This is a genomic window from Methylobacterium isbiliense, assembly GCF_022179325.1.
GTDB lineage: Bacteria > Pseudomonadota > Alphaproteobacteria > Rhizobiales > Beijerinckiaceae > Methylobacterium > Methylobacterium isbiliense.
This window is the reverse complement of record NZ_BPQQ01000061.1, coordinates 1-19,090: the sequence shown is the minus strand read 5'-3', so window position 1 is coordinate 19,090 and position 19,090 is coordinate 1. Positions and strand designations below refer to the sequence as shown.

Below are 19,090 nucleotides of genomic sequence, written 5' to 3'. Positions count from 1 at the left end.
CGACCGTTCCTGCGGCTTGTTCAGAAGGAACCCCCATGAGGACACCCATCTTCGCGCTGACCGTCATGGCTGCGCTCGGCACTGCGACGCTGGTGACCCCGGCTGCAGCGGCACCGGCCCTGCCGGCTGCCGTTGAGGCCTCGGACATGGTGACGACGGTGCAGCACCGTCACGGCCACATGCGGGGGCATCATCACCACATGCGCCGCCATCACCATCACCATCACCATCATCACATGCGACACCATCATCACCGGCGGCATCACCACTGAACGATGAGGGGACCTGTGAGGGTCCCCTCTTCATATTCGTGGGTGTATAGTCACTGTGATCATTCACTTGCCTTGATGTGCCGGAGGGGCTGAAGAGCAAGGCGGCTCTACAATGCTGAGCATCCTCGCCAACCGCACCTACAAGCACCTGTTCGCTGCGCAGGTTGTCGCCCTCGTCGGCACAGGTCTGCTCACCGTTGCGCTCGGGCTGCTCGCCTACCGGCTGGCTGGCGCAAATGCCGGCGCCGTCCTTGGCACCGCTCTTGCCATCAAGATGGTGGCCTACGTGCTCGTCGCGCCGGTCGCGCAAGCCTTCGTCGGTCGGCTGCCGCGCCGTGCCTTCCTGGTCGCGACCGATCTGGTACGGGCCGGGGTCGCCCTGGCACTGCCCTTCGTCGATCAGGTCTGGCAGGTCTACGTCCTCATCGCTGTCCTACAGTCGGCCTCTGCGGCCTTCACACCCACCTTCCAAGCAACCATCCCTGACATCCTGCCCGACGAGCGCGATTATGTCCCGGGACAGCTGGCAAGCTCAACAGTAAGGTGAGATGAAACTGGAACCTCAGCAATAGACGCCCGGTCGGGTTCTGAGCCCCTGCCGGGCGTTCTTCTGTCATTGCATGCGACAGACACCGAAACATATCGCAGATCCGCGCATTGCCAGACCGTCACCTTGATCTGTCAGGCTTGTGTCTCACTCGATCGAAGAGGGCTGGCGGCCGAGGCGTGCTTGGTGTCCTCTACGACGCGCCTGGCTCGTTGCAATATCGACCCACGACATACTCGGAAACCAGTTTGCTAATGCGCTGAGGCGTACTGGGTAGGGTGACGTGCCTGCAGCGGCCGAACCGACAGGTCCCTGATCCGGCCACCGCGTGCGTCGGAGCTACGCTGCGCGCTTCTGACCGCTGCGGCCGAGACCGATGCTCTTGGCGAGTTCGGAGCGCTGGGCGGCGTAGTTGGCCGCCACCATCGGATAGTCGGGCGGCAGGCCCCACTTGCGTCGGTATTCCTCGGGGGTGAGGCCGCGCGTCGAGAGGTGGCGCTTGAGCGACTTGTAGGGCTTGCCGTCCTCCAGGCTGATGATCGCGTCCGGGGTCACGGTCTTCTTGATCGGCAGCGGCGGGACAGGCCGCTCCGCTTCCGGCTCGACTGCTTGGCCGAGCTTGCCAAGCTGGGCATGGACGCTCTGAATCAGCGCTGGTAGATCTCCCACCGAGGTATGATTGTGAGAGACGTAAGCCGCCACGATGTCGGCGGTCAAAGCAATCCGATTGTCGGAAATCTGCTCTTCACTGTTCACGTTCGACCTCAGTTTGTAAATATATGCCCCATCGACGCTCCCATAGGCGCGACATGGCAAGCTTGTCAACGCCGAACCCGGAGTTATTACTGCAATTTGCAGGCATGCATACTCGTCATCGCCGGTGAAGGCCACAAGTCCTTGCGCGGCATCAAGGGTGTGGGAGCCATCAGTCGATGGAGGTGACCACCTTCCGCGAGTGCGGATCGACGATGTAGGTGCCGGTGTCGGACGCGAAGTAGCCGAAAACCTTCAGGTGCGGATGCCGGTGAACGATTGAGGCGGGACGATGAGCGCCGGGCCTGGAAGGGGTTCGACTGGCAGGTCCCTGATCGGCTGCACCGCAACGGGCTGATCGCAGACCCGGTCGGACGAGCCAAGTCCGTGGTGCTCACGGATGAAGGGCTTCGCCGATCCCGGGCGTTGTTTCACGCCTTGTTCACGCGCGCGACTTGGTCACTGGATCCGGCGCTCAGGCGACCTGAGCCGAGCTGGCCATCGCGGGACCGCGGGCCTTCCAGATCCAAGGCAGGAGATCGCCGAGGGCGCGTGAGGGGTGGTCGTTGATCCGCGCCAAGACGTCGGCCAGCCAAGCTTGCGGATCGACGTCGTTCAGGCGCACGATGCGTGCTGGATTTGCTGACCAGGTGCTAAAAACCCTGCCATTTCTGCGCAACAAGCTTACGGGTCATGGACAAGGCGCTGACATTGTGGAGGTTCCTGCCGTCTATGGTGAGCTTGCTTTGCAGCTCGCGGCGACCTTGCACAATTTTCTGATTTCGAAGCACTTGGAGCGCAACCCGCTACCGCCGCCGAAGCCGGCCGATAACAGCATGAGCTACCTGGATGACGACATTCCGTTTTAGGGAGCGCTCAAAACTCACAAATTATGAGCGTTGTCGGCCGCGTCATATACGGCGACCGAGGCCGCTCAGGACGGCTGGCGTCCGAGAAGCTTGATCCCGTCTGGCCGAAGCTGCCCCTTGGCGTCGACGTGGCGGTAGAGCGTCTGCCGGGTCACGCCGAGTTCGACGCAGAGCGCGCTGACCTTCGTCTCCGGCTGGCCCATAGCTGCCTGGGCCAGACGCAGCTTGGCAGGGGTCATCTTCGGCTTGCGACCGCCCTTTCGCCCCCTCGCCCGTGCCGAGGCCAGCCCCGCCTTCGTGCGCTCGACGATCAGCTCGCGCTCAAACTCGGCCAGCGCCGCGAAGATGCCGAACACGAGCCGCCCATTGGCGGTGGTGGTGTCGATGTTTGCGCCCTGCCCCGCCAGGACCTTCAGCCCGATGCCGCGCGCCGTGAGCTCGTGGACGGTGTTGACGAGGTGGCGCAGGTCGCGGCCGAGGCGGTCGAGCTTATAGATCACCAGGGTGTCGCCCTCGCGCAGCGCCTTGAGGCAGGCGTCGAGCCCGGGCCGGTCGTCGCGCTTGCCCGAGGCGTGATCCTCATAAAGGCGCTCCCCCTCGATCCCGGCCTGAGCGAGCGCGTCGCGCTGCAGGTCGGTGACTTGGGAGCCGTCCGCCTTCGACACGCGCATGTAGCCGATCAGCACGGTCCTTCTCCTACCGAATGACGTCCACGACGACGCCGACTGCGTCCGCGATCTCCGCCCACCGCCGCTCGGCGGTGACGGCAGGAAGACCTCGGTCGCGTGCCAGGGCGAGGCAGGCGCGATCGCCGAGGGACAGACCGGCCCCTCGCGTCGCCGGGCGGAATTCCGCCGAGAGGCGAGCCTGCTCATCACTGAACGGGACGATTTCCAACCCCAAGATCACGATCGCCTGAGCGGCCTCGCCGATCGGGAGACCGCGATCGACGAGCTTGGCGAGGACCTCGGCGAAATTCACCGCCCCAAGCAGGGCGTCGGCGACGCGGGAGCGAACGCGGTCGGCACCGGTCTCCTCGAACAGGAGGGCGAGAACTGCTGACGCATCCAGGACGCAGCTCACGAACGATCCTCGCCCGCCGCCTCGGCCCGGCGCTCCGCGAGGAATTCATCGACGACTCCGGACGCCTCTGGCGCGAACCGGCGAACCAGAGCCTGGGCGCGGCGCACGGCGTCGTCCGTGCTCTCCAGGACAAACCGGCCGCCCTCGTCATGGATCACGAGGGTGCCACCTTGGCCCAGGTTGAGCTTCTTGCGGAGTGCCGCGGGCAGGACGAGTCTGCCATTTGGAGCTACACTGACCTTGAAGTCAGACATGCCACTTCCGATCGCTATGTCACAGCTCAGCTATGGACCAGGATGCCTGGGCGCGCAAGCGCTCCGCAAACGGACGTTAAAGTGACAAACCGAGCGCGGCCGTTCGATGCGGCCGCAACGTGTCACGAAATCCGTCACGCTGTCTACGATCGGCAAACGGTGGTGAAGGGGGAATTCGTGACAAGAGAGTTCGGATGAGTCTGGCCGAGTGGCCCTGTCGGTGCCTCAATCGATTGGCAGACCGGTGCGGCCCAGCCTCGGCAGGCGTCTCGACATACAACGCTGCAGCCTTGCGATCAGAAATCTTGCTCGAGGGTAGATCCCGTTGCGTTGAGCGCCTCGGCCCATCGCTCGTCGAGCCAGGCGTGAACCGCGCTGATCCCGCGTCGGTCGAGCCGGTAGATTCGGCGGGTCCCCTGCGCGGTCTCCGTGACCAGACCAGCCTCCTTCAGCACGCGGAGGTGCTGGGAGACAGCGGGCCGGGTGACAGCCATGGTGCTGGCGAGTTCGCCGACCGGACTGGGTCCGTGAGCCAGATGCTCGAAGATCTGCCGCCGGGTCGGGTCGCCCAGCGCCGTGATGGCGAGGAGAGCCTGTGCGTTAGCCATCACTTACTGTAAGCCGCAGCTAACTCATTGCCAACTCCGCACCTTCGATGTTGCCGAAGGCACTCGCATCCTGCTTGGCTCTTCGACAGAGCCGGGTCATGAGAGGGACGGGAGGACAGCATGTCGGATGGGGCACCCAGCGGCTTTGGCATGCCGGAGATCGTCATGGTCTCGCCGAGCGTCACCGCTGTCGAATGGGGAGAGATGTCCTTCGCGGAGATCCCGCAGTTCCAGCGAGAGGCTCGCGCGCGGGTCGATACAGCCCTTGCCGCTCAGAGCATCGAAAAGATTGGTCCGGAGGTGACGTTCTCCCTCCCGCCGTCCGGCGACCGCATTCGGATCGCGGCGGGGTCGACCATTGCTGGAGGCTTCCGAGCCACCGATCGCGTGACGGTGCAGGAGATCCCCGGCGGTCGTGCGGGGCACCTGCGCCTGGAAGGGCCCTATACGCAACTCCCAGACGCCTGGCGGGTGCTGATGACCTGGGTCGTCGAGCACGGTCACGAACCGGCCGGGCTGCATTGGGAGGCCTACGGCGATCCTGCCGTGCCGGTCACCGACCTCTACGTCCTGCTCACGTCGCGTTGAGCGCGACCTGGCTACTGGAACTCTGACGAGCGGTCGGCGTCCGCCGAGAGCCGCGATCACGCGGAAAATAAGAACCCGAAGGGCCACCCAGCTCGGACACGCCCCGGCGGCAGCCTCGGCCCGACGATAAGCTGCCACCAAGCCTTAACGATTTGTTGCCGATATCCTTATAGGAAGCCTCAATCTCTGGAGGATCCCCCACATGCGCGTGCTGCTGATCGAGGACGACGCTTCGGTCGCGGCAAGCGTCGAGCTGATGCTGAAGTCCGAGAACTTCAACACCTACACCACCGACCTCGGCGAGGAAGGCGTCGATCTCGGCAAGCTGTACGATTACGACATCATCCTCCTCGACCTGAACCTCCCCGACATGTCGGGCTACGAGGTGCTGCGCTCGCTGCGGGTCGCCAAGGTCAAGACCCCGATCCTGATCCTGTCGGGCATGGCTGGGATCGAGGACAAGGTGAAGGGTCTGGGCTTCGGCGCCGACGACTACCTCACCAAGCCCTTCCACAAGGACGAGCTCGTCGCCCGCATCCACGCGATCGTGCGCCGCTCGAAGGGCCACGCCGAGTCGGTCGTCACCACGGGCGACCTGGTCGTGAACCTCGACCAGAAGACCGTTGAGGTCTCGGGTTCGCGGGTGCATCTCACCGGCAAGGAGTACCAGATGCTGGAACTCCTCAGCTTGCGCAAGGGCACGACCCTCACCAAGGAGATGTTCCTCAACCATCTCTACGGCGGCATGGACGAACCCGAGCTGAAGATCATCGACGTCTTCATCTGCAAGCTGCGCAAGAAGCTGGCCAATGCCTCCGGCGGGCAGAACTACATCGAGACCATCTGGGGCCGCGGCTACGTGCTGCACGACGGAACGGCCGAGAAGCAGGTCATGGCTGGCTGAGGCCTGGGCTCACGACGCGATCGCGGGAAGCGTGCGCCGTTCCGCAGGCTTTACTCCGCCGTCTGACGCGAGACCACCGGCGAGATGTGGGCCCTGCGGCTCACGGCTGGCCACTCGTCAAGCCGCCGCAGCGGGATCCTGCCTTCGATCAGCAGATCGTCCGCCAGCAGCCCCTGCGCGAGTTCGAGCTGCGCCTCGAGGAAGGTCTCCAGGTTCGCGCTGGTGGCCGCTTCGATGTGGGCGTCCCGGTCAGGGACGTACTCGATCGATAGGCAACAGGGCGAACGCTTTATAGCGTGCCGATCCGGGTGCTCGTCATAGGCAACTCGAACATCGAACCGGACTGGCTGCGTTCGGCGAAGGCTTCAATGCTCTCCCACAACGCGAGTATGCGCTCAGCCTGTTTGACAAGCGGCGCCTTCATCAATCCCGCCGAGAGGAAAAACCCGATCAGCCGGGAGGCGCGAAAGGCGTTGTACTCCGCCTTCTTCTTCCTGATGCCGCGGTCTCCGGAGATGACGATCCAGTGTCCCTGCCTGCTCAACTCTGGGATCCACTCCAGATCCGTCACGGCTGGGCCGAACAGATCCCGGATGTGCACGACCTCGTGGGTGCCCTTGAATAGCTCGTTCAGGGCCCGGGCGAGCCTCGGAGCAAGGTTCTCGTCGACGACGACCTTCACGCCGCCTGCAGGGACGCTTCGAACCGAACTGCGTCGCGCACAGCAGCGGGCGAGACCTCGTAGATCAGGGCGACCCGGTCGATCGAGCCCTCTGCCTTGACAGCGTCAGCCAGAGCGATCGTCGGAACCCCGTACGCGGCAGCGATGGGCTGCCCGAAGGAGCGCTGCGGGTCGATGATGATCGAGCTCTTGCCGTGGAATGGGCGCCAGCGGGTAACAACCTCGTCATCGATATCGAGATCCCTGAACCCCTGCTCCACAACTGCCTTGATGACGTATTGCCCCCGCTTCAGGTCGAGGAGCTCACTTTCTGCTGACGTTCTAAGGCTCTCGAGGAAGATAGTCCGACCATCGGTTTTGAAACGCCGAGTCGAGAATGGCCGGTCGTCCTGCACGTACTCGCGCGCGTGCTCCAGGCAGCTCCGGATCACTCGCAGGTCGAGCCCCGCATTGACGAAGGCGTTCACGAACCGCAGCTCGATAAGATCCCGGAACCCGAGTTCCAAGCGGTCGTCCTCTGTAGCTGGCAGCTCCGGCTTCCAGAGAGGCGGCATTTCTCCGCGCTTCGTGCCGGACGTGAAAGAGTACCCTCCGAGCCAGCGATTGATGTTGCGAGGTACCATGCGCAGAAGACGCGCGGCTTCCGGGACGGTGTAGTAGCCGATCCCGAGCGAGGGTGCCTCCGGGGCGTGCGAAGTAGCGCGGTGCTGCAACATGGCCGTATCCGTTTGGATGTAGCGTATCGCTACGCGAGCCGCCATGGCATGTGACATTCGGATGAGCTGGCTCGCGTGCTGCCGGTCGCGCGGATGTGCCGGCTCATCGGTGCGCCCAGGGTTCGGAGGCGAGCGGTCTTCTGATGGCGCGACCATATCCCGGGAGCGGCACGACAGCCGCGGGTCTACAGCAGGGTCTCCGGCTCAGGTCCTCCCCCGCCGCACTGATCTCGAACTCGGTCCCGGAGCAGCCGAAGGCAAGTATGGCTTAACCATTCATTCGGCTACTCTCCTGCCCTATCGCGCTGGTCAGATCGTGGAGCACGGATGCCGATCCGGCGGGAGCATCGCTACTTCTACCCAATTGACTGGCCGCAGCTCTCCGACGTGATCCGCTTTCACCGGGCACAAGGGCGCTGCGAGGCATGCAACCGCCCGCACCTGCAGCGGGTCTTCCACCTCGGCGACGGTCGCTGGTGGGACGCCGAGAGCGGCTGCTGGCGTGATGGCCAGGGACGGCGCCTTCGTGGGCGCCTGAGGAAGGCGGATCTCCTCGGAGGGGTGCGCACGACCCGAGTAGTGCTGGCGACCGCCCATCGCGACCACGATCCGAGCAACAATGCCAACGAAAACCTCGCGGCGCTCTGCCAACGCTGCCACATGCTCCACGATCGAACCGAGCACCAGCGGCGACGCTGGTTCACGCTGTTCCGACGAAAGGCGATGGGCGACCTGTTCCGCGGGCCGTACACCGCGAACTGAGGTGCGTCGCGACACTCCTGCCTCGAACACGGCACTGAAAACCACCCAGCAGATCTGGACAGGCCACAGCGCCATGCCTACCTTGTATGCAGCCGCAAATTGGTGCGAGCTGACGCAGCTATCCAACCAGCCAGGACAACGATGACACGCAATCGCGTGCGGCGGTCGTTTACCGTCGAGGTCAAAGGACGTGGCCGATCCGGCTCGAACCTTCAGGAGGCCACGAAGTCGTCTTCTCCGCCACCGTCGGTTCTCTGGGCAGGCACCTACCTGACCCAGGAGCTGTCTCGGCTTGCCGAGGAGCCGGTGGACACCGCCCTCCCCTCCCCTACCAAACAGCCGGTCGAGAAGGTCGAGGCACGACGCGTCCTGCCAAGCCTGCTCGTGGTCGAGCCGATCGCTGTCGAGCCTGAGCCGGCGCCCGAGCGCGAGCCGCGCCTCCCGCGGGTGCGCCGCGCTTCGGAGCGGATGAAGGCGAAACCGAAGCGTGAGGCGGGTGAGAAGTGGGCGTTCTCCTGGCCTCCAACTCCAGCGCCCCAACCTCGAACCCCGGCAGCAGCGTCGGCGGCAGCGCAAGCCCACGCACCGACGTCCAAGCTGCGTGCCGTGAAGGCACGCAGCAAGTCCGATCCGAAACTCAAGGCGGGCGAGCGCTGGAAGCGGCGGCTGCCTCGCGCCTGCTGGTAAGACGCTGCCGGAGGCGGAAGACCTCCGGCCGCCATCGGCTCAGGGGAGATTAGCCGCCCGAACTGCCTTCTCGAACGCGGCGACCTGTTCAGCGGTATCGAACGAGAAGGTCACCTCCAGGTGATCATCATCTCCAGACTCACAGTTATAGTCGCAAGCATTCAGGCCAAGCTCCCGGAGCACAGCTTCGTACGGCTCCAGCAATGCAACGATTGCGATTTCCTCGAAATCAATATTCGCCTTGACTTCTTCGAACGCATCCGCATCCTGACTACTGATCAGAAGCAGATCCCGAATCCCATTCAGCTGGTCTGCGAGTACACGGGCTACGGCATCGATGCGAGACTCGCGAAGTCGGATTATGTGTTCATAATTCATTTCAATCTCAATACACTTTGCGCTCATCGCTCTACCTAATCAACTTAAGCAACAAAAATTGGCAAAACTCATATTCTGAGCCTGCAAGATTCGAGAGCAGTCGGATCAGCAACCAACAATATACTAACGTTGCCGCTGACGGCCACTCACACTCAGAGCCGCCCGGCCATCTGGCGCCATACCTCTCGCCACGGGATCGGCCCAATCTCCACCAACTCATCCGAATCGTAGATCTTGATCGCTGTGACCGAACCACCTGCCTTCATCCTTGCCGCCGTTTGAGCATGCGTAGGGTCGTTGAGCATGTCGCCTGGGAAATAGTAGGAGATCGCGAGCTGCTTCGCCTGGGGTGTACTATGTGCGCGCACATAGAGACAAAGGTCCAAACTCTCTTGATGGTCGAAATACACCACCTCGTAAAGCCGCGTTGAGCCAGGTCTACTCGCCTGACCCAGCGTGGGAGCCAAATTTCTCCGCAATCGATTATTCCATTCGCGGAACTCGGTCAGGTCCTCTGCGTGTTCATCAGCCTCCATGGGAAAGGGTGTTGCGATTGGGAACAATGTATCCATAGAAGCAGCTCGACGGTAACGTCTCCAGATCTTCAGGAGCGGAGACAAGATTTTTTCAAAGATTGCAGGTATCATCAGGGATTTTCGGACATTGGTCTGTGCAAGGCCGCGATTTGATCGGCCAACCAGACGCCAGTGTCTACTCGCTGTACAGCCGTAGCCGTAATCAGCTCCGCCCATCCTCCAAACCCGAGCGGGCACAGCCGCGTGCAGGTGCAGGCTGTCTCAAGGCTAATATGGGGAAGTTTATCGGGATGGCGAGCGACAATGGCTTGAAGGACATCTGTATGCTCAATATTATACAGGTAGAAATGGTCAGGCTTGGCAGCAGCCTCGTGCTCAGCGCGTACGTTGGCAGCGAGCGGCGCGGTATCATTCTGAAGAGCATCGAGGAACTCAGGATCAGATACGTCAATCCCAGATTCAATGCCATTCACAGAGTAGAGGTAAGCTTCATCCTTGTCGTCATCCCATTCCCCTTCAAACATCTGTTCGAGCAGCCCTCTTTCGAGGGGCGTCATGAGACTGATTGGAATGACGGGTTGAACAATGGTGGTCTGGTTGTAGTCAGCCATCGGCTGGAACTTTCTGGTTAGTTGTTAATGCAATGTCACACGGGAGAGCGGGCCCGTGCAATATTCTTTATCTCTGGCACTCATCCGGACCGTAGGCAGCAGCAATCACCTTCTTGGGCCGGCCTGGCCCGCGAGCTGTTCCTGCCGCCACTCGCAGCGCCTTCGCGGAGGCCCGTCTACCCTTGCCACGGAGCCGCTCGGCTTCGCGCTCATCAGCCCGACGCTCCTGCACCGTGCGCTCGTCGCGCGAGGCCTTCGTACTGGGGGATCGCGCCTCAGGCCGAACGACGCTCAATATGCCGGCCTCTTCCACCGCGATTGTCTCCACGCGATCGGTGATGCCGCTTGCCATGAGACTTCTCTGCAGCGCGAGCGCCTGATCCTCGCTGTACAGGTAAACGTCATACTCGCCGTCATACGACGGGTCGCGGAGGGCGCCGCGCATCACAAATTGGAATACATCCTCGTGCTCGCGCGCTCGGGTCACCGCAGCACGGTCAAGGCCAAGTAACTCGAGAATAGGCGCGTCGGAAGCCTGAGCCTTGCTGCTGTATATATAAGCGCACGCTGCGTTATCACGTAGCCTATTGGTACCGGACAGCTTAGGCTCACACCATCGACCACGAAGGCGGTGCAGGAAAGCGAGCTGCGTTGTCGAGTTGCATGACCAGTAGCCCGCGAAGGCGATCTGCTCGAGGTGGCGCGAGATCTGGACGAGGCAGCGGCTGCCCTCATGTGTCTGCCACCAGGTCGTCGAGCCGCGGTGACGCGTGTAGTAGTGCAGCCGGACTAAAGGCCGCGCTCGCAGCTGATCCATGCCGACGCGTTCTTCTCGGAATCGGATCGCCTCACCGTGCAGATGCTGGTGAGCCATGCCCATTAGGCTAGATGAGAACGAGGAACTTGCCAGGGTGATCGAGGCACACCCAAACAGCTCGGCCACGGTCCAGAGCGACCACCAGCTGACCCTCTGGCCTGCGAGGCGAGCCTGCTCCCATTCCGGTTGATCCACGTAGACCGGGCGACCGCGGCGGATCAGGCGGTGAAATGCGATCTGGTCAGATGCGCCGCGATTGATCTCGCCCAGCGAGAGCGGCTCGACATCTTCGCGTGTCATGACCCGCCACCAGCGGGTGTCTCCCGACGGCTCGAGACGGTATTGGCGCGCAAGCGCGCTCCAAGACGTCGAGGCAGAGAACGAGCCGCATGCCACAGAGGTGTCGATGAGCTCGTCGATGCTGATGTGCCAATCTGCGAGCAGGTCGGGATCGAGGCTAACCAGCGCCTCGTGCGTGGCCAGCACGACGACATGCTGTGCCGTCGTGCACCCTCGGATTGTCCGCTCCAGGCGGCGCAGGACACCTCCTTGCTGCGACTGTCCAGAGTGCACGGCGCGGATTGAGGTCGTGACACCCTGCGCTTTCGCGAGTTGACGGAGGCGGGCGGCCAGCTCGTCGAGCAGGCTCGTGCGAGGCGCAGCAATGAGATGGCGTCCCGGCTGCGCGACGACACGCGCCAGAAGGCGTGCCGTCTTGCTGCAGCCTGGCGGACCTGTGAGTACTGTGCAATGCATAACTGAAATAAACTTTGAATATGAGTTCAGAAATTCCGTCCGGGACCTGTCTATATAATAGGTACTGGACGTAATTTCCCTTGTATCAGCACTCGAATCGAGATGTCGAATTAAATCCGATGCCGATGCGCGTGGAGCGAGCCCGCTCTGGGCGAGCGGTAGCGCGTCGGCCGCCGGAGCTGCCAGCCCGGAGGGCAGGCTGCCACGGCGTCACTCCTCTCCACCTCGGCTCTGCCTCTGTACATCGAGCGAGGTCCAAGACCCGGATTTGCGATGTCGCTCGTCATCTCGTGCCGGTCACGTCGCGCTGCAGCGCTACGCGCCCGCCAGCCCCGTCCCCGTCCTGGCGAGGTCGATCGACCTCGCCGCGACGGCTCGTGGCAACCTGCCGCTAAGTCGAGCTCTCGATCTCACAACCTTGGCTGCCGACCTGCGCACCTCTGCAACTGCTCGATTCGGCATCTCACCAATTCGGCGCCGCAGGCGCTCCGAGACAGGCCGCGGACGCAAATGCGTAATGGATCGGCGAGGGCCCATCGCCCGATACCGGCTACCAATGCCGGTAAGTCAGAAAAATATAGCCTCGGCACAGATGGGAGGGTATGGTCATCCTATCAGCTCGTTCAGCGCTGAAGCGTCTGAGCTGTTTGCGCGATCTTCGCATCGTTTGCTGGCAAGGCGCATGGAGAATTGCGAACCCTCTGCCTCCAGATCAAACTGGCTGTTTGATCTCTACTTTAACTCCAAGTATCGTGAATAAGATGAACCATATTGTTACGAATGTTTGTAACGAGAATGAAATGCCCGATGTCAACTGGTGTGATCCGCAGTGGCCCCGTGAAGGGGCCGCACAATCAACTGCTCGCGTACACCCAACACCGGAAGAGGCCCGCCCGATCGATATCAAAATCGTCACGCGGATGATCACGCACAATGAAGAATCTACGCTCGACGGTGCCGTCGCCGCAGTGATGCAGTCCTATCAGAATGCCGATCTCTGTAACATCGGCACAGTGGTGGATACGCTGGAGCGAGATTGGATCTACGCCATTCATGAAGTCGCAGACGATGCCAGGCCACTCGACCAGTTGAAGCCGTTGCTTGAGGCTAAACTTGGCCGCAGCGTGACAGTCGAATCGTTCCGGCACCTCGAAGCCTATCCGGGCCCGCACTGGATGTACAGCTACGCACCCGACGCGTTCGTTCTCAATCGACGCTGAGGGAGACGATCACATGAACATCAATCTTCCGCCCGACCTCGCATCGAGCTTCGTGTTCGTTCGTATAGATGATGCGACTGGTGAAGTCACGATCTCCGACGATGGAGGACAGACTTTCAAGAACCTGCATTCCGTCGCGCAATTGGATGCATTGTTCAAACCACTTCTCGACGTTGGGCAGTACGATCCACTCAGCATGAACACGCCGCAAAACAAATTCGTACTCAGGCACATCGTCGAGTACTATCGCCCAGACCTACTGCAGCATCGCAGCTTCGATCGCGCGCTCAATGGTTACATCCTGCAGTCGCAAACCGAAATAAAATGGCGGCGCGCCATGCAACTCAAGACCTCTCGCTATGAGCGGTGGGACTGTCTCGCCGAGTCACTTATCGATTTGCTCGACAGCAACCCGTGACCGAGATAGGGCCCCCTACCCTACTCTGGCGTCCGGCATTGCCTGACCGCAGCAGGCCATGTCGATGAAGCAGCGATCCAGGCGCCTCCTAGGCCACCCGAGCCTGCCGCCCGCCACCCGCACCAGGCTCCCATCAAGGATCTCCGGGGAGCAACCCCGGAGGTCCCGATGGCGCAACCGCGCCGCTTGACACGTCTGGAGCTGCCATGCGAGACGAGCCTCGCCGCAGCGGGACGCATTATCCGCTGGCGGCTTTTGGTATTCGGTCCTGATATTGGATGATGGTCATGTTCAGCAGCTACCAGCCGCCTCTCGGCGGCACGCCCTCGCACGTATCGCCGGCTGCCGTTGCTCCTCCCGAGCACACGTTGATCACGGCTGCCGTGCACTCGGCCGGCTCCGTGCACCGCGTCAGTTCGTCGGGTTCCTAGCTTCCTCCGCTACAAGTGCTCGTCTTTGTGAGGACGATTTCGGCGGCGGCAGCCCGCCGCCCTGATCACGCACGCCTCATGCGCGCGGACGCCCGGTGCTGATTGCGAAGACCAGCACCTCGAAGGTGCAAATTTTTAGACCTTGACTAGCCAGTACGACTTCAGTACGAACCACCGCGCTGCTAGTTTTAAGCGCCGCAACTTGAATACTTCTCTGCCTATTTACGATGGACTTTATTGCCATGAACACGAAGAACGCCGCCTTCGAAATGATCTTCGAAAACTGGTACATGCGCTATACGCTGCGCGTGCAAGCATCATCACCCAAGAGCGCAGCAAAGCGCATCTCGGCTTACGTCAAGCGTGAGCTCAACGACGCGCACTCTGTTCCCGAGCAGATCCTGTCGTGGAGATACTCACACGACGTGCTGGCGACTGCGAAGGCTAGGCGGATCGGCGCAGAGCGGGGCTATGATGCGCACACAGTCCGCATGTTCATCAAGTGGGTGCGCAAGTGTCAGGGGCGCATCATGCCGCGAAACGACCTCTCTGCGGTGTTCATCCCCTGCGGCGAGGTTGAGGAGTCTCGGGACTTCGATCCGTTCGGCGAAGGCGTTGAGATCGTCGACACTTGCTACAAGGACGAACCCGAGCTGAGCCGCTTCCTCGAAGTAGATATCTTTACCTTCGAGCCGGGCTTCGGAGAGCGGCAGGCCGCGCCCTCGCTGGCGTGACGACGGTCCCGCCGTATGACGATATCGGCGGAAGGCTTCCAGAACAAGCTGACGAAGTTCGATCGCGGCAAATAGAGCCGATACCGAATAACAATGACGCGGGCAAGACTCACCCGCGTCGTGAACTCGACAACGATCACAGTTGATATTCACGTTCCTAGATCATTTCAACTTTCCCAAATTGCTCTACGCTTGAGGCTCCTTGCATTCAAGGTGATACTATGTTCGATACTGAACGCGCCATCAAGCTCCTCCGCCGGACCTGCGATCCTGCATCTGCGCCGAACGAGGTCATGATGGCTGCATCGCGCTTCTCCGCCATTCTTAAAGCCGCCGATATATACTACACCGATATTCGATTTGGCGAAGAGAGTGCCGAGACCGCGCATCTAAGGGCGCAGAACGAGCGACTCAAGGAGAAAATCATCGAGGAATGTGTACGCGCTGATGATGCAGAGGAGCGGAAACTTGAAGCGTGCAGTTTATTTGCTGAAGCCTTTAGCGAAATACTAGAGCTTAGTTCCAGAATTTCATCTCTTGTGAAGTTGAATTGCGATCTTGAGGCGCAAAATGCGCTGCTTCGTGAGCGCTGCGATCATCTGGCTGAGAGCCCGTCCGATAAGGGTGCCTGGGGTTGATTGGCCGGGATGGCGGTGATTCCAGCAGCCATGAACCGCTGAACTGGGCATCCCACGAGTTGGGCCGCCAGTCTAATCGCGTTCACCTTCGATGAAAACGTGACCGTTGGGTCTGCCGTGGGCAGCCCACCTTAGCAGGGCAGATGACGGAGCAGAGTCTGCCCTGTTCTGCAGATAGGCACCGGCATCGACCAGAATTTCACTCTCGCCCTGCCGAATCCATCAAACTCGGCGATAAAGCACCTCGATGGTGGCCGCTCACGTGCATCCTTGTAGATGCGCGACAGCATAAATATCTCAATGCGATACTATGAGATCATTGCCAGAGAGGCTGTCACCCCAGCCGGAACCATAAAGCCAAACGCTCCCTTGACTCCGGAGCAGAGCCGCCGCCAAGCAAAGCGCCGCACCGAAGTCCAGAATAACATTCAGGATGCGAGAAAAACTTGCACAGACAAGGTTAAAAAGCTTCAGCAGAAGCTCATAAATCCCACATGACGGCGATCTCGTGCGAGAGTCGGTTCGCACGCCTCGGAAGAAAAACTCGAATCTCACCGTCTTTCGAATGCCAGAATGCTGATGCGCTCGGCTGATGTGTGCTCGCGCAGATAAGCCGCCAGACGGTCCAGCGTCCACGAGGCGAAGGGCAGATCCAGACGCCGCGGGTGGGTCAGCGCCGTGGCGAGGACGGCCGCCACGTCATCCGTCGAGTACGTTGTCGGCCGCCCCGAGCGGGCGTGGTCCTCCAGGGCGACCAGCCCTTCGGCGGTGAACCGGCGAATACGGCGACGCACGGTCTCGGCACTGACCCCGAGCGCCGCGGCAATCGCGGGCGGTGTCGCCCCTTGTCCGCGCGAAGCGGTTCAGGCTTCGCCGTATGGCGTCCCATAGGTCTGGGATGGTGCGTGCCGCCGCGCTGGGGGGTGCACCCGAAGGTCGGGACGATCCGCGTCGACCACTGCGGTGCTCTGGTTCTGGTGATCAGCGGCCCCATCCTCTCAATTACGAGCGACACCATCCGTCACCGCGGCCTAACCTTCTACCGCAAGCCGCACCTGCCCAGCGGTGTGCCGCTCTGGAGCTTCGGCCGATGACCCCGGCCGGCCACTGAGGCCCCGTTGCCCCGGACCTCGACGAGGCTGAGCGCCGCTCTCGCTTCCGCTGCCTGCACGCTCTCGGAGGCGGATCCTGACCTCAATCAGCACCTTGGTCCTATCGCACCATCGTCATTGCTTCTGACGTAGCGGTATGGCGGCACTCGAGTCTGCGAATCGTAATAACCCGGTGGGTGCTGATCGCAAGCTCACAATGGTCGATCCCGCCACAATGCCATCTGGAATGATCCAGTCGAGACCTTTCCCCCCTCGCCTACTCGGGCAGACAATGCAGATGCCCGCCGGGGCTCCAAAACGATCCGGATCGCGGCAGGATGGCCGCTATTGTCGGGCGAATTGAGAAACTGACCCCCTGACGAAACGGAGAACTGACCCCTTCCCGACGAGGGAGGCTGCGATGTCAGGCGAGGTTTCGCGGAACTCTGCACCGATGGTGACGGTGCAGGATGAGACGATGCTGCAGGATGAGGAGGTGGCCGCGATGTTGCGGCTGCGTGATCTCGGGTGGGGCGCCAAGCGGCTTGCGCGGGAGTTCGGCTGCGCGCGCAACACGGTGCGGCGCTACCTGCGTGAAGGCGGGCCGGCGCCGTTTCGCAAGCCGCAGCGGCGTACGGCCTTCGACGGGCTGGACGAGTGGCTGCGGGAACGGTTCTTCCGGCACGCCGGGAACGCGGACGTGATCCGCCAAGAGCTGGAAAGCGAGCACGGTATCGTCATCGGGCTGCGCTCGGTGGAACTGCGGGTGCGAGGCTGGCGCCGGGAGTTGAAGGCGCAGAAGCAGGCGACGACGCGGTTTGAGACGGCGCCAGGGCGCCAGTTGCAGATCGACTTCGGCGACACGCGCGTGTGGATCGCCGGCGAGCGTGTGCGCGTGCACGTGTTCGTCGCGACCCTGGGCTACTCGCGCCGACTTCATATCCGTCCCTCGCTGCGCGAGCGTCAGACCGATTGGTTCGAGGGCATGGAAGGTGCCTTCCTGCGCTTCGGCGGCGTGCCGGCGGAGGTGTTGTTCGACAACCCGAAGGCGCTCGTCGAGCATCACGACGCGACGACGCGCGAGGTGCGCTTCAATGCGCGCCTGCATGCTTTTGCCCGGTACTGGGGCTTTGCGCCGAAGGCCTGTGCGCCGTGCCGGGCTCGCACGAAGGGCAAGGACGAGCGCGGGGTCGGCTACGTCAAGAAGAACGCGATCGCGGGCCGGCGCTTCGAGAGCTGGGCGGCGTTCGAAGCGCATCTGGATCGCTGGACGCGCGAGATCGCTGATCAACGCAGGCACGGAACGACGGGTGTGGCACCGGCTGTGCGGTTTGCCGAGGAGGCCGGCGCCCTTCGTTCCCTTGCCGGTCGGGCTCCCTTCGGCCAGCTCAGGGATCTGACGCGCAAGGTGCAGTCGGACTGCGCGGTCGACCTGGATACGAACAGCTACTCGGTGCCATGGCGCCTGATCGGGGAAAGCGTTCAGGTCGTCGTGTTGGGCGGCCGCGTCGTGGTGCGCCATGCCGGCCAGGTAGTCGCCGACCACGCGCTCTGTGCAGGGCGCCGCCAGCGGATCGTCGATCGCGCGCATCTTGCGGGGGTGGTCGGCGCGTCGGGCCCGGTGCGCTTGCCGGCCTCGCCGCCGCCCACGCTGCTGCGGCCCCTGGCCGAGTACGAAGCGCTGGTGGGAGGCGGCTGGTGATGAAGGCGGTTGATCACGAGATGCTCGTCACCCATCTCGACCGTCTGAAGCTGACAGCGATCCGCGACCAGCTCGACACGCTCCTGGACGAAGCGGCGCGCTCCAAGATGACCCTGCGCGAGGCCCTGGCCTTCTTGGTGGCCCGGGAGATTGCGCGGCGGGACGAGCGCCGGATCTCCATGGCGAGCAAGATCGCGCAGTTCCCCTTCGTGCGCGACCTCGACGGCTTCGACTTCGAGGCGCAGCCGTCGCTGGACGCCGGCCAGATCCGCGAGCTTGCGACATGCCGCTGGATCGCCCATGGCGACATGGTGTTGCTTCTCGGGCCGCCCGGCACGGGCAAGACGCATTTGGCGGTCGCGCTCGGACGGGAGGCGATCCGGCAAAGCTACAGCGTTCAGTTCGTCACGGCCGCGACCCTGGTGGCGATGTTGGCCAAGGCTCATCAGGACGGCCAGCTCGACAAGCAGCTGACCCTTCTGGCGCGCCCCAAGCTGCTGATCGTCGACGAGATCGGCTACCTGCCGTTCGAGGCCAATGCCGCGCACCTGTTCTTCCAGCTCGTGTCGCGCCGTTACGAGCGGGGCTCGCTCCTGATCACCTCGAACCGCTCCGTGGGCGAATGGGGCAGCGTTTTTGGGGATGCCGTGGTGGCCACGGCGATCCTCGACCGCCTGCTTCACCACTCGAGCGTGATCACTATCCGCGGCGACAGCTACCGGCTTCGCGAGAAGCGCCGCTCCGGCCTTCTGCAGAAGACTGGAGCGGCGCTCGAACCCAGACCAACCGCTGCACAATGAGGGGGTCAGTTCTTCAGTTCGCCAAGGGGGTCCTTCCGCGCCTTTGGTGCAGGCGAGTCAGGTGGCGAGCACGCGAGCGCGCAGCAGGTCGAGTTTGGCGCGCCCGTACATCGCGCGCTTCAGCATCTTGAGCCGGCTGATCTGCCCCTCCACCGGGCTGGTCGACCACGGAAGCGTGAGTGCGGCCTCGACCGCAGTGCGATCGCGGCGCAAGCCCTCGGCTAGTCCTCGGA

Annotated in this window: 23 protein-coding genes and 4 pseudogenes; 14 read left to right on the top strand and 13 right to left on the bottom strand. The window is 62.4% G+C overall.

Annotated elements, in window-relative coordinates:
* Positions 1–35: 35 nt before the first annotated feature.
* Both MFF61_RS24095 and MFF61_RS24090 read left to right on the top strand, forming a co-directional pair.
* A complete protein-coding gene (locus tag MFF61_RS24095) occupies positions 36–272 on the top strand; it encodes a hypothetical protein (RefSeq protein ID WP_238240060.1) in 237 nt (78 codons plus the stop codon).
* A 112-nt stretch (positions 273–384) separates the two neighbouring features.
* Positions 385–783: pseudogene (locus tag MFF61_RS24090) on the top strand (MFS transporter); the annotation flags it as partial.
* 375 nt (positions 784–1,158) lie between these two features.
* Here the strand turns inward: MFF61_RS24090 and MFF61_RS24085 are convergent.
* Positions 1,159–1,575 carry a Ros/MucR family transcriptional regulator gene (locus MFF61_RS24085; RefSeq protein ID WP_238240057.1) on the bottom strand — a complete coding sequence of 139 codons (417 nt, stop codon included), beginning with the start codon at positions 1,573–1,575 and terminating at the stop codon, positions 1,159–1,161.
* A 276-nt stretch (positions 1,576–1,851) separates the two neighbouring features.
* Here MFF61_RS24085 and MFF61_RS24080 point away from each other — a divergent pair.
* Positions 1,852–2,022: pseudogene (locus MFF61_RS24080) on the top strand (DUF6429 family protein); the annotation flags it as partial.
* A gap of 25 nt (positions 2,023–2,047) precedes the next feature.
* Here MFF61_RS24080 and MFF61_RS24075 read toward each other — a convergent pair.
* Positions 2,048–2,194 (bottom strand): annotated as a pseudogene (locus MFF61_RS24075) (transposase domain-containing protein); the annotation flags it as partial.
* Between the two features lie 4 nt (positions 2,195–2,198).
* Between MFF61_RS24075 and MFF61_RS24070 the strand changes: the two are divergent.
* On the top strand, positions 2,199–2,441 hold the full coding sequence (locus MFF61_RS24070; RefSeq protein ID WP_494337925.1) for an abortive infection family protein: 243 nt from the start codon (positions 2,199–2,201) through the stop codon (positions 2,439–2,441).
* A 65-nt stretch (positions 2,442–2,506) separates the two neighbouring features.
* Here the strand turns inward: MFF61_RS24070 and MFF61_RS24065 are convergent, their stop codons facing one another.
* The 4 genes from MFF61_RS24065 to MFF61_RS24050 all read right to left on the bottom strand — a co-directional run bounded on the left by MFF61_RS24065 (position 2,507) and on the right by MFF61_RS24050 (position 4,386).
* Positions 2,507–3,127 carry a recombinase family protein gene (locus MFF61_RS24065; RefSeq protein WP_238240054.1) on the bottom strand — a complete coding sequence of 207 codons (621 nt, stop codon included), beginning with the start codon at positions 3,125–3,127 and terminating at the stop codon, positions 2,507–2,509.
* Positions 3,128–3,137: 10 nt separating this feature from the next.
* Complete coding sequence (locus tag MFF61_RS24060; RefSeq protein WP_238240053.1) at positions 3,138–3,524, bottom strand: type II toxin-antitoxin system VapC family toxin; 387 nt, start codon at positions 3,522–3,524, stop codon at positions 3,138–3,140.
* Positions 3,521–3,778 (bottom strand): AbrB/MazE/SpoVT family DNA-binding domain-containing protein, encoded by a 258-nt coding sequence (locus MFF61_RS24055; protein WP_238240052.1) that lies wholly within the window; start codon positions 3,776–3,778, stop codon positions 3,521–3,523. Before MFF61_RS24055 ends, MFF61_RS24060 begins: the two co-directional genes overlap by 4 nt.
* Positions 3,779–4,074: 296 nt before the next feature.
* On the bottom strand, positions 4,075–4,386 hold the full coding sequence (locus MFF61_RS24050; RefSeq protein WP_238240051.1) for an ArsR/SmtB family transcription factor: 312 nt from the start codon (positions 4,384–4,386) through the stop codon (positions 4,075–4,077).
* 120 nt (positions 4,387–4,506) lie between these two features.
* Here MFF61_RS24050 and MFF61_RS24045 point away from each other — a divergent pair, with 120 nt between their 5' ends.
* Positions 4,507–4,974, top strand: coding sequence for a GyrI-like domain-containing protein (locus MFF61_RS24045; protein ID WP_238240049.1), 468 nt, complete (start codon positions 4,507–4,509; stop codon positions 4,972–4,974).
* A 202-nt stretch (positions 4,975–5,176) separates the two neighbouring features.
* Positions 5,177–5,878 carry a response regulator transcription factor CtrA gene (ctrA, locus tag MFF61_RS24040; protein WP_238240046.1) on the top strand — a complete coding sequence of 234 codons (702 nt, stop codon included), beginning with the start codon at positions 5,177–5,179 and terminating at the stop codon, positions 5,876–5,878.
* Between the two features lie 289 nt (positions 5,879–6,167).
* Here the strand turns inward: ctrA and MFF61_RS24035 are convergent, their stop codons facing one another.
* Entirely contained in the window at positions 6,168–6,560 is a 393-nt protein-coding gene (locus tag MFF61_RS24035; RefSeq protein ID WP_238240043.1) for a DUF5615 family PIN-like protein, read from the bottom strand.
* On the bottom strand, positions 6,557–7,276 hold the full coding sequence (locus tag MFF61_RS24030; RefSeq protein WP_238240042.1) for a DUF433 domain-containing protein: 720 nt from the start codon (positions 7,274–7,276) through the stop codon (positions 6,557–6,559). Before MFF61_RS24030 ends, MFF61_RS24035 begins: the two co-directional genes overlap by 4 nt.
* Positions 7,277–7,603: 327 nt before the next feature.
* On the opposite strand from MFF61_RS24030, the gene MFF61_RS24025 reads away from it, so the two are divergent.
* Together MFF61_RS24025 and MFF61_RS24020 are read left to right on the top strand one after the other, a co-directional pair.
* Positions 7,604–8,038 (top strand): hypothetical protein, encoded by a 435-nt coding sequence (locus tag MFF61_RS24025; protein WP_238240041.1) that lies wholly within the window; start codon positions 7,604–7,606, stop codon positions 8,036–8,038.
* A 141-nt stretch (positions 8,039–8,179) separates the two neighbouring features.
* Positions 8,180–8,725 (top strand): hypothetical protein, encoded by a 546-nt coding sequence (locus tag MFF61_RS24020; RefSeq protein WP_238240039.1) that lies wholly within the window; start codon positions 8,180–8,182, stop codon positions 8,723–8,725.
* Positions 8,726–8,764: 39 nt separating this feature from the next.
* Here MFF61_RS24020 and MFF61_RS24015 read toward each other — a convergent pair whose 3' ends face one another.
* The 4 genes from MFF61_RS24015 to MFF61_RS24000 form a co-directional block, all read right to left on the bottom strand.
* Positions 8,765–9,103: a hypothetical protein gene (locus tag MFF61_RS24015; RefSeq protein WP_238240038.1), complete on the bottom strand. Its 339-nt coding sequence runs from the start codon at positions 9,101–9,103 to the stop codon at positions 8,765–8,767.
* Between the two features lie 152 nt (positions 9,104–9,255).
* The gene (locus tag MFF61_RS24010; protein WP_238240035.1) at positions 9,256–9,750 is read right to left on the bottom strand and encodes a hypothetical protein; all 495 of its coding nucleotides are present in this window, start codon (positions 9,748–9,750) and stop codon (positions 9,256–9,258) included.
* A complete protein-coding gene (locus MFF61_RS24005) occupies positions 9,750–10,250 on the bottom strand; it encodes a hypothetical protein (RefSeq protein WP_238240033.1) in 501 nt (166 codons plus the stop codon). The genes MFF61_RS24010 and MFF61_RS24005 overlap by 1 nt, the downstream gene beginning before the upstream one ends.
* Before the next feature lie 67 nt (positions 10,251–10,317).
* Entirely contained in the window at positions 10,318–11,553 is a 1,236-nt protein-coding gene (locus tag MFF61_RS24000) for a hypothetical protein (RefSeq protein WP_238240031.1), read from the bottom strand.
* A gap of 1,070 nt (positions 11,554–12,623) precedes the next feature.
* Between MFF61_RS24000 and MFF61_RS23995 the strand changes: the two genes are divergently transcribed.
* The 4 genes from MFF61_RS23995 (at position 12,624) to MFF61_RS23980 (ending at position 15,264) form a co-directional block, all read left to right on the top strand.
* Entirely contained in the window at positions 12,624–13,043 is a 420-nt protein-coding gene (locus MFF61_RS23995) for a hypothetical protein (RefSeq protein ID WP_238240029.1), read from the top strand.
* Positions 13,044–13,056: 13 nt separating this feature from the next.
* Positions 13,057–13,461, top strand: coding sequence for a hypothetical protein (locus tag MFF61_RS23990; protein ID WP_238240028.1), 405 nt, complete (start codon positions 13,057–13,059; stop codon positions 13,459–13,461).
* Between the two features lie 673 nt (positions 13,462–14,134).
* The gene (locus MFF61_RS23985; protein ID WP_238240027.1) at positions 14,135–14,626 is read left to right on the top strand and encodes a hypothetical protein; all 492 of its coding nucleotides are present in this window, start codon (positions 14,135–14,137) and stop codon (positions 14,624–14,626) included.
* Between the two features lie 221 nt (positions 14,627–14,847).
* The gene (locus tag MFF61_RS23980; protein WP_238240026.1) at positions 14,848–15,264 is read left to right on the top strand and encodes a hypothetical protein; all 417 of its coding nucleotides are present in this window, start codon (positions 14,848–14,850) and stop codon (positions 15,262–15,264) included.
* A gap of 551 nt (positions 15,265–15,815) precedes the next feature.
* Here MFF61_RS23980 and MFF61_RS23975 read toward each other — a convergent pair.
* Positions 15,816–16,106 (bottom strand): annotated as a pseudogene (locus MFF61_RS23975) (helix-turn-helix domain-containing protein); the annotation flags it as partial.
* A gap of 703 nt (positions 16,107–16,809) precedes the next feature.
* On the opposite strand from MFF61_RS23975, the gene istA reads away from it, so the two are divergent.
* Both istA and istB read left to right on the top strand, forming a co-directional pair.
* Positions 16,810–18,057 carry an IS21 family transposase gene (gene istA, locus MFF61_RS23965; RefSeq protein WP_353960058.1) on the top strand — a complete coding sequence of 416 codons (1,248 nt, stop codon included), beginning with the start codon at positions 16,810–16,812 and terminating at the stop codon, positions 18,055–18,057.
* Complete coding sequence (istB, locus tag MFF61_RS23960; RefSeq protein ID WP_238240084.1) at positions 18,057–18,857, top strand: IS21-like element helper ATPase IstB; 801 nt, start codon at positions 18,057–18,059, stop codon at positions 18,855–18,857. Before istA ends, istB begins: the two co-directional genes overlap by 1 nt.
* Positions 18,858–19,090: the final 233 nt, after the last annotated feature.

Bases quoted from the DNA above. Each gene is read 5' to 3' on its own strand.
- MFF61_RS24095 (WP_238240060.1), top strand. From the start codon at position 36: ATGAGGACACCCATCTTCGCGCTGACCGTCATGGCTGCGCTCGGCACT.
- MFF61_RS24070 (WP_494337925.1), top strand. From the start codon at position 2,199: ATGCGTGCTGGATTTGCTGACCAGGTGCTAAAAACCCTGCCATTTCTG.
- MFF61_RS24055 (WP_238240052.1), bottom strand. From the start codon at position 3,778: ATGTCTGACTTCAAGGTCAGTGTAGCTCCAAATGGCAGACTCGTCCTG.
- MFF61_RS24050 (WP_238240051.1), bottom strand. From the start codon at position 4,386: ATGGCTAACGCACAGGCTCTCCTCGCCATCACGGCGCTGGGCGACCCG.
- MFF61_RS24045 (WP_238240049.1), top strand. From the start codon at position 4,507: ATGTCGGATGGGGCACCCAGCGGCTTTGGCATGCCGGAGATCGTCATG.
- ctrA (WP_238240046.1), top strand. From the start codon at position 5,177: ATGCGCGTGCTGCTGATCGAGGACGACGCTTCGGTCGCGGCAAGCGTC.
- MFF61_RS24030 (WP_238240042.1), bottom strand. From the start codon at position 7,276: ATGTTGCAGCACCGCGCTACTTCGCACGCCCCGGAGGCACCCTCGCTC.
- MFF61_RS24025 (WP_238240041.1), top strand. From the start codon at position 7,604: ATGCCGATCCGGCGGGAGCATCGCTACTTCTACCCAATTGACTGGCCG.
- MFF61_RS24020 (WP_238240039.1), top strand. From the start codon at position 8,180: ATGACACGCAATCGCGTGCGGCGGTCGTTTACCGTCGAGGTCAAAGGA.
- MFF61_RS24015 (WP_238240038.1), bottom strand. From the start codon at position 9,103: ATGAATTATGAACACATAATCCGACTTCGCGAGTCTCGCATCGATGCC.
- MFF61_RS24010 (WP_238240035.1), bottom strand. From the start codon at position 9,750: ATGATACCTGCAATCTTTGAAAAAATCTTGTCTCCGCTCCTGAAGATC.
- MFF61_RS24005 (WP_238240033.1), bottom strand. From the start codon at position 10,250: ATGGCTGACTACAACCAGACCACCATTGTTCAACCCGTCATTCCAATC.
- MFF61_RS23995 (WP_238240029.1), top strand. From the start codon at position 12,624: ATGCCCGATGTCAACTGGTGTGATCCGCAGTGGCCCCGTGAAGGGGCC.
- MFF61_RS23990 (WP_238240028.1), top strand. From the start codon at position 13,057: ATGAACATCAATCTTCCGCCCGACCTCGCATCGAGCTTCGTGTTCGTT.
- MFF61_RS23985 (WP_238240027.1), top strand. From the start codon at position 14,135: ATGAACACGAAGAACGCCGCCTTCGAAATGATCTTCGAAAACTGGTAC.
- MFF61_RS23980 (WP_238240026.1), top strand. From the start codon at position 14,848: ATGTTCGATACTGAACGCGCCATCAAGCTCCTCCGCCGGACCTGCGAT.
- istA (WP_353960058.1), top strand. From the start codon at position 16,810: ATGGTGACGGTGCAGGATGAGACGATGCTGCAGGATGAGGAGGTGGCC.
- istB (WP_238240084.1), top strand. From the start codon at position 18,057: ATGAAGGCGGTTGATCACGAGATGCTCGTCACCCATCTCGACCGTCTG.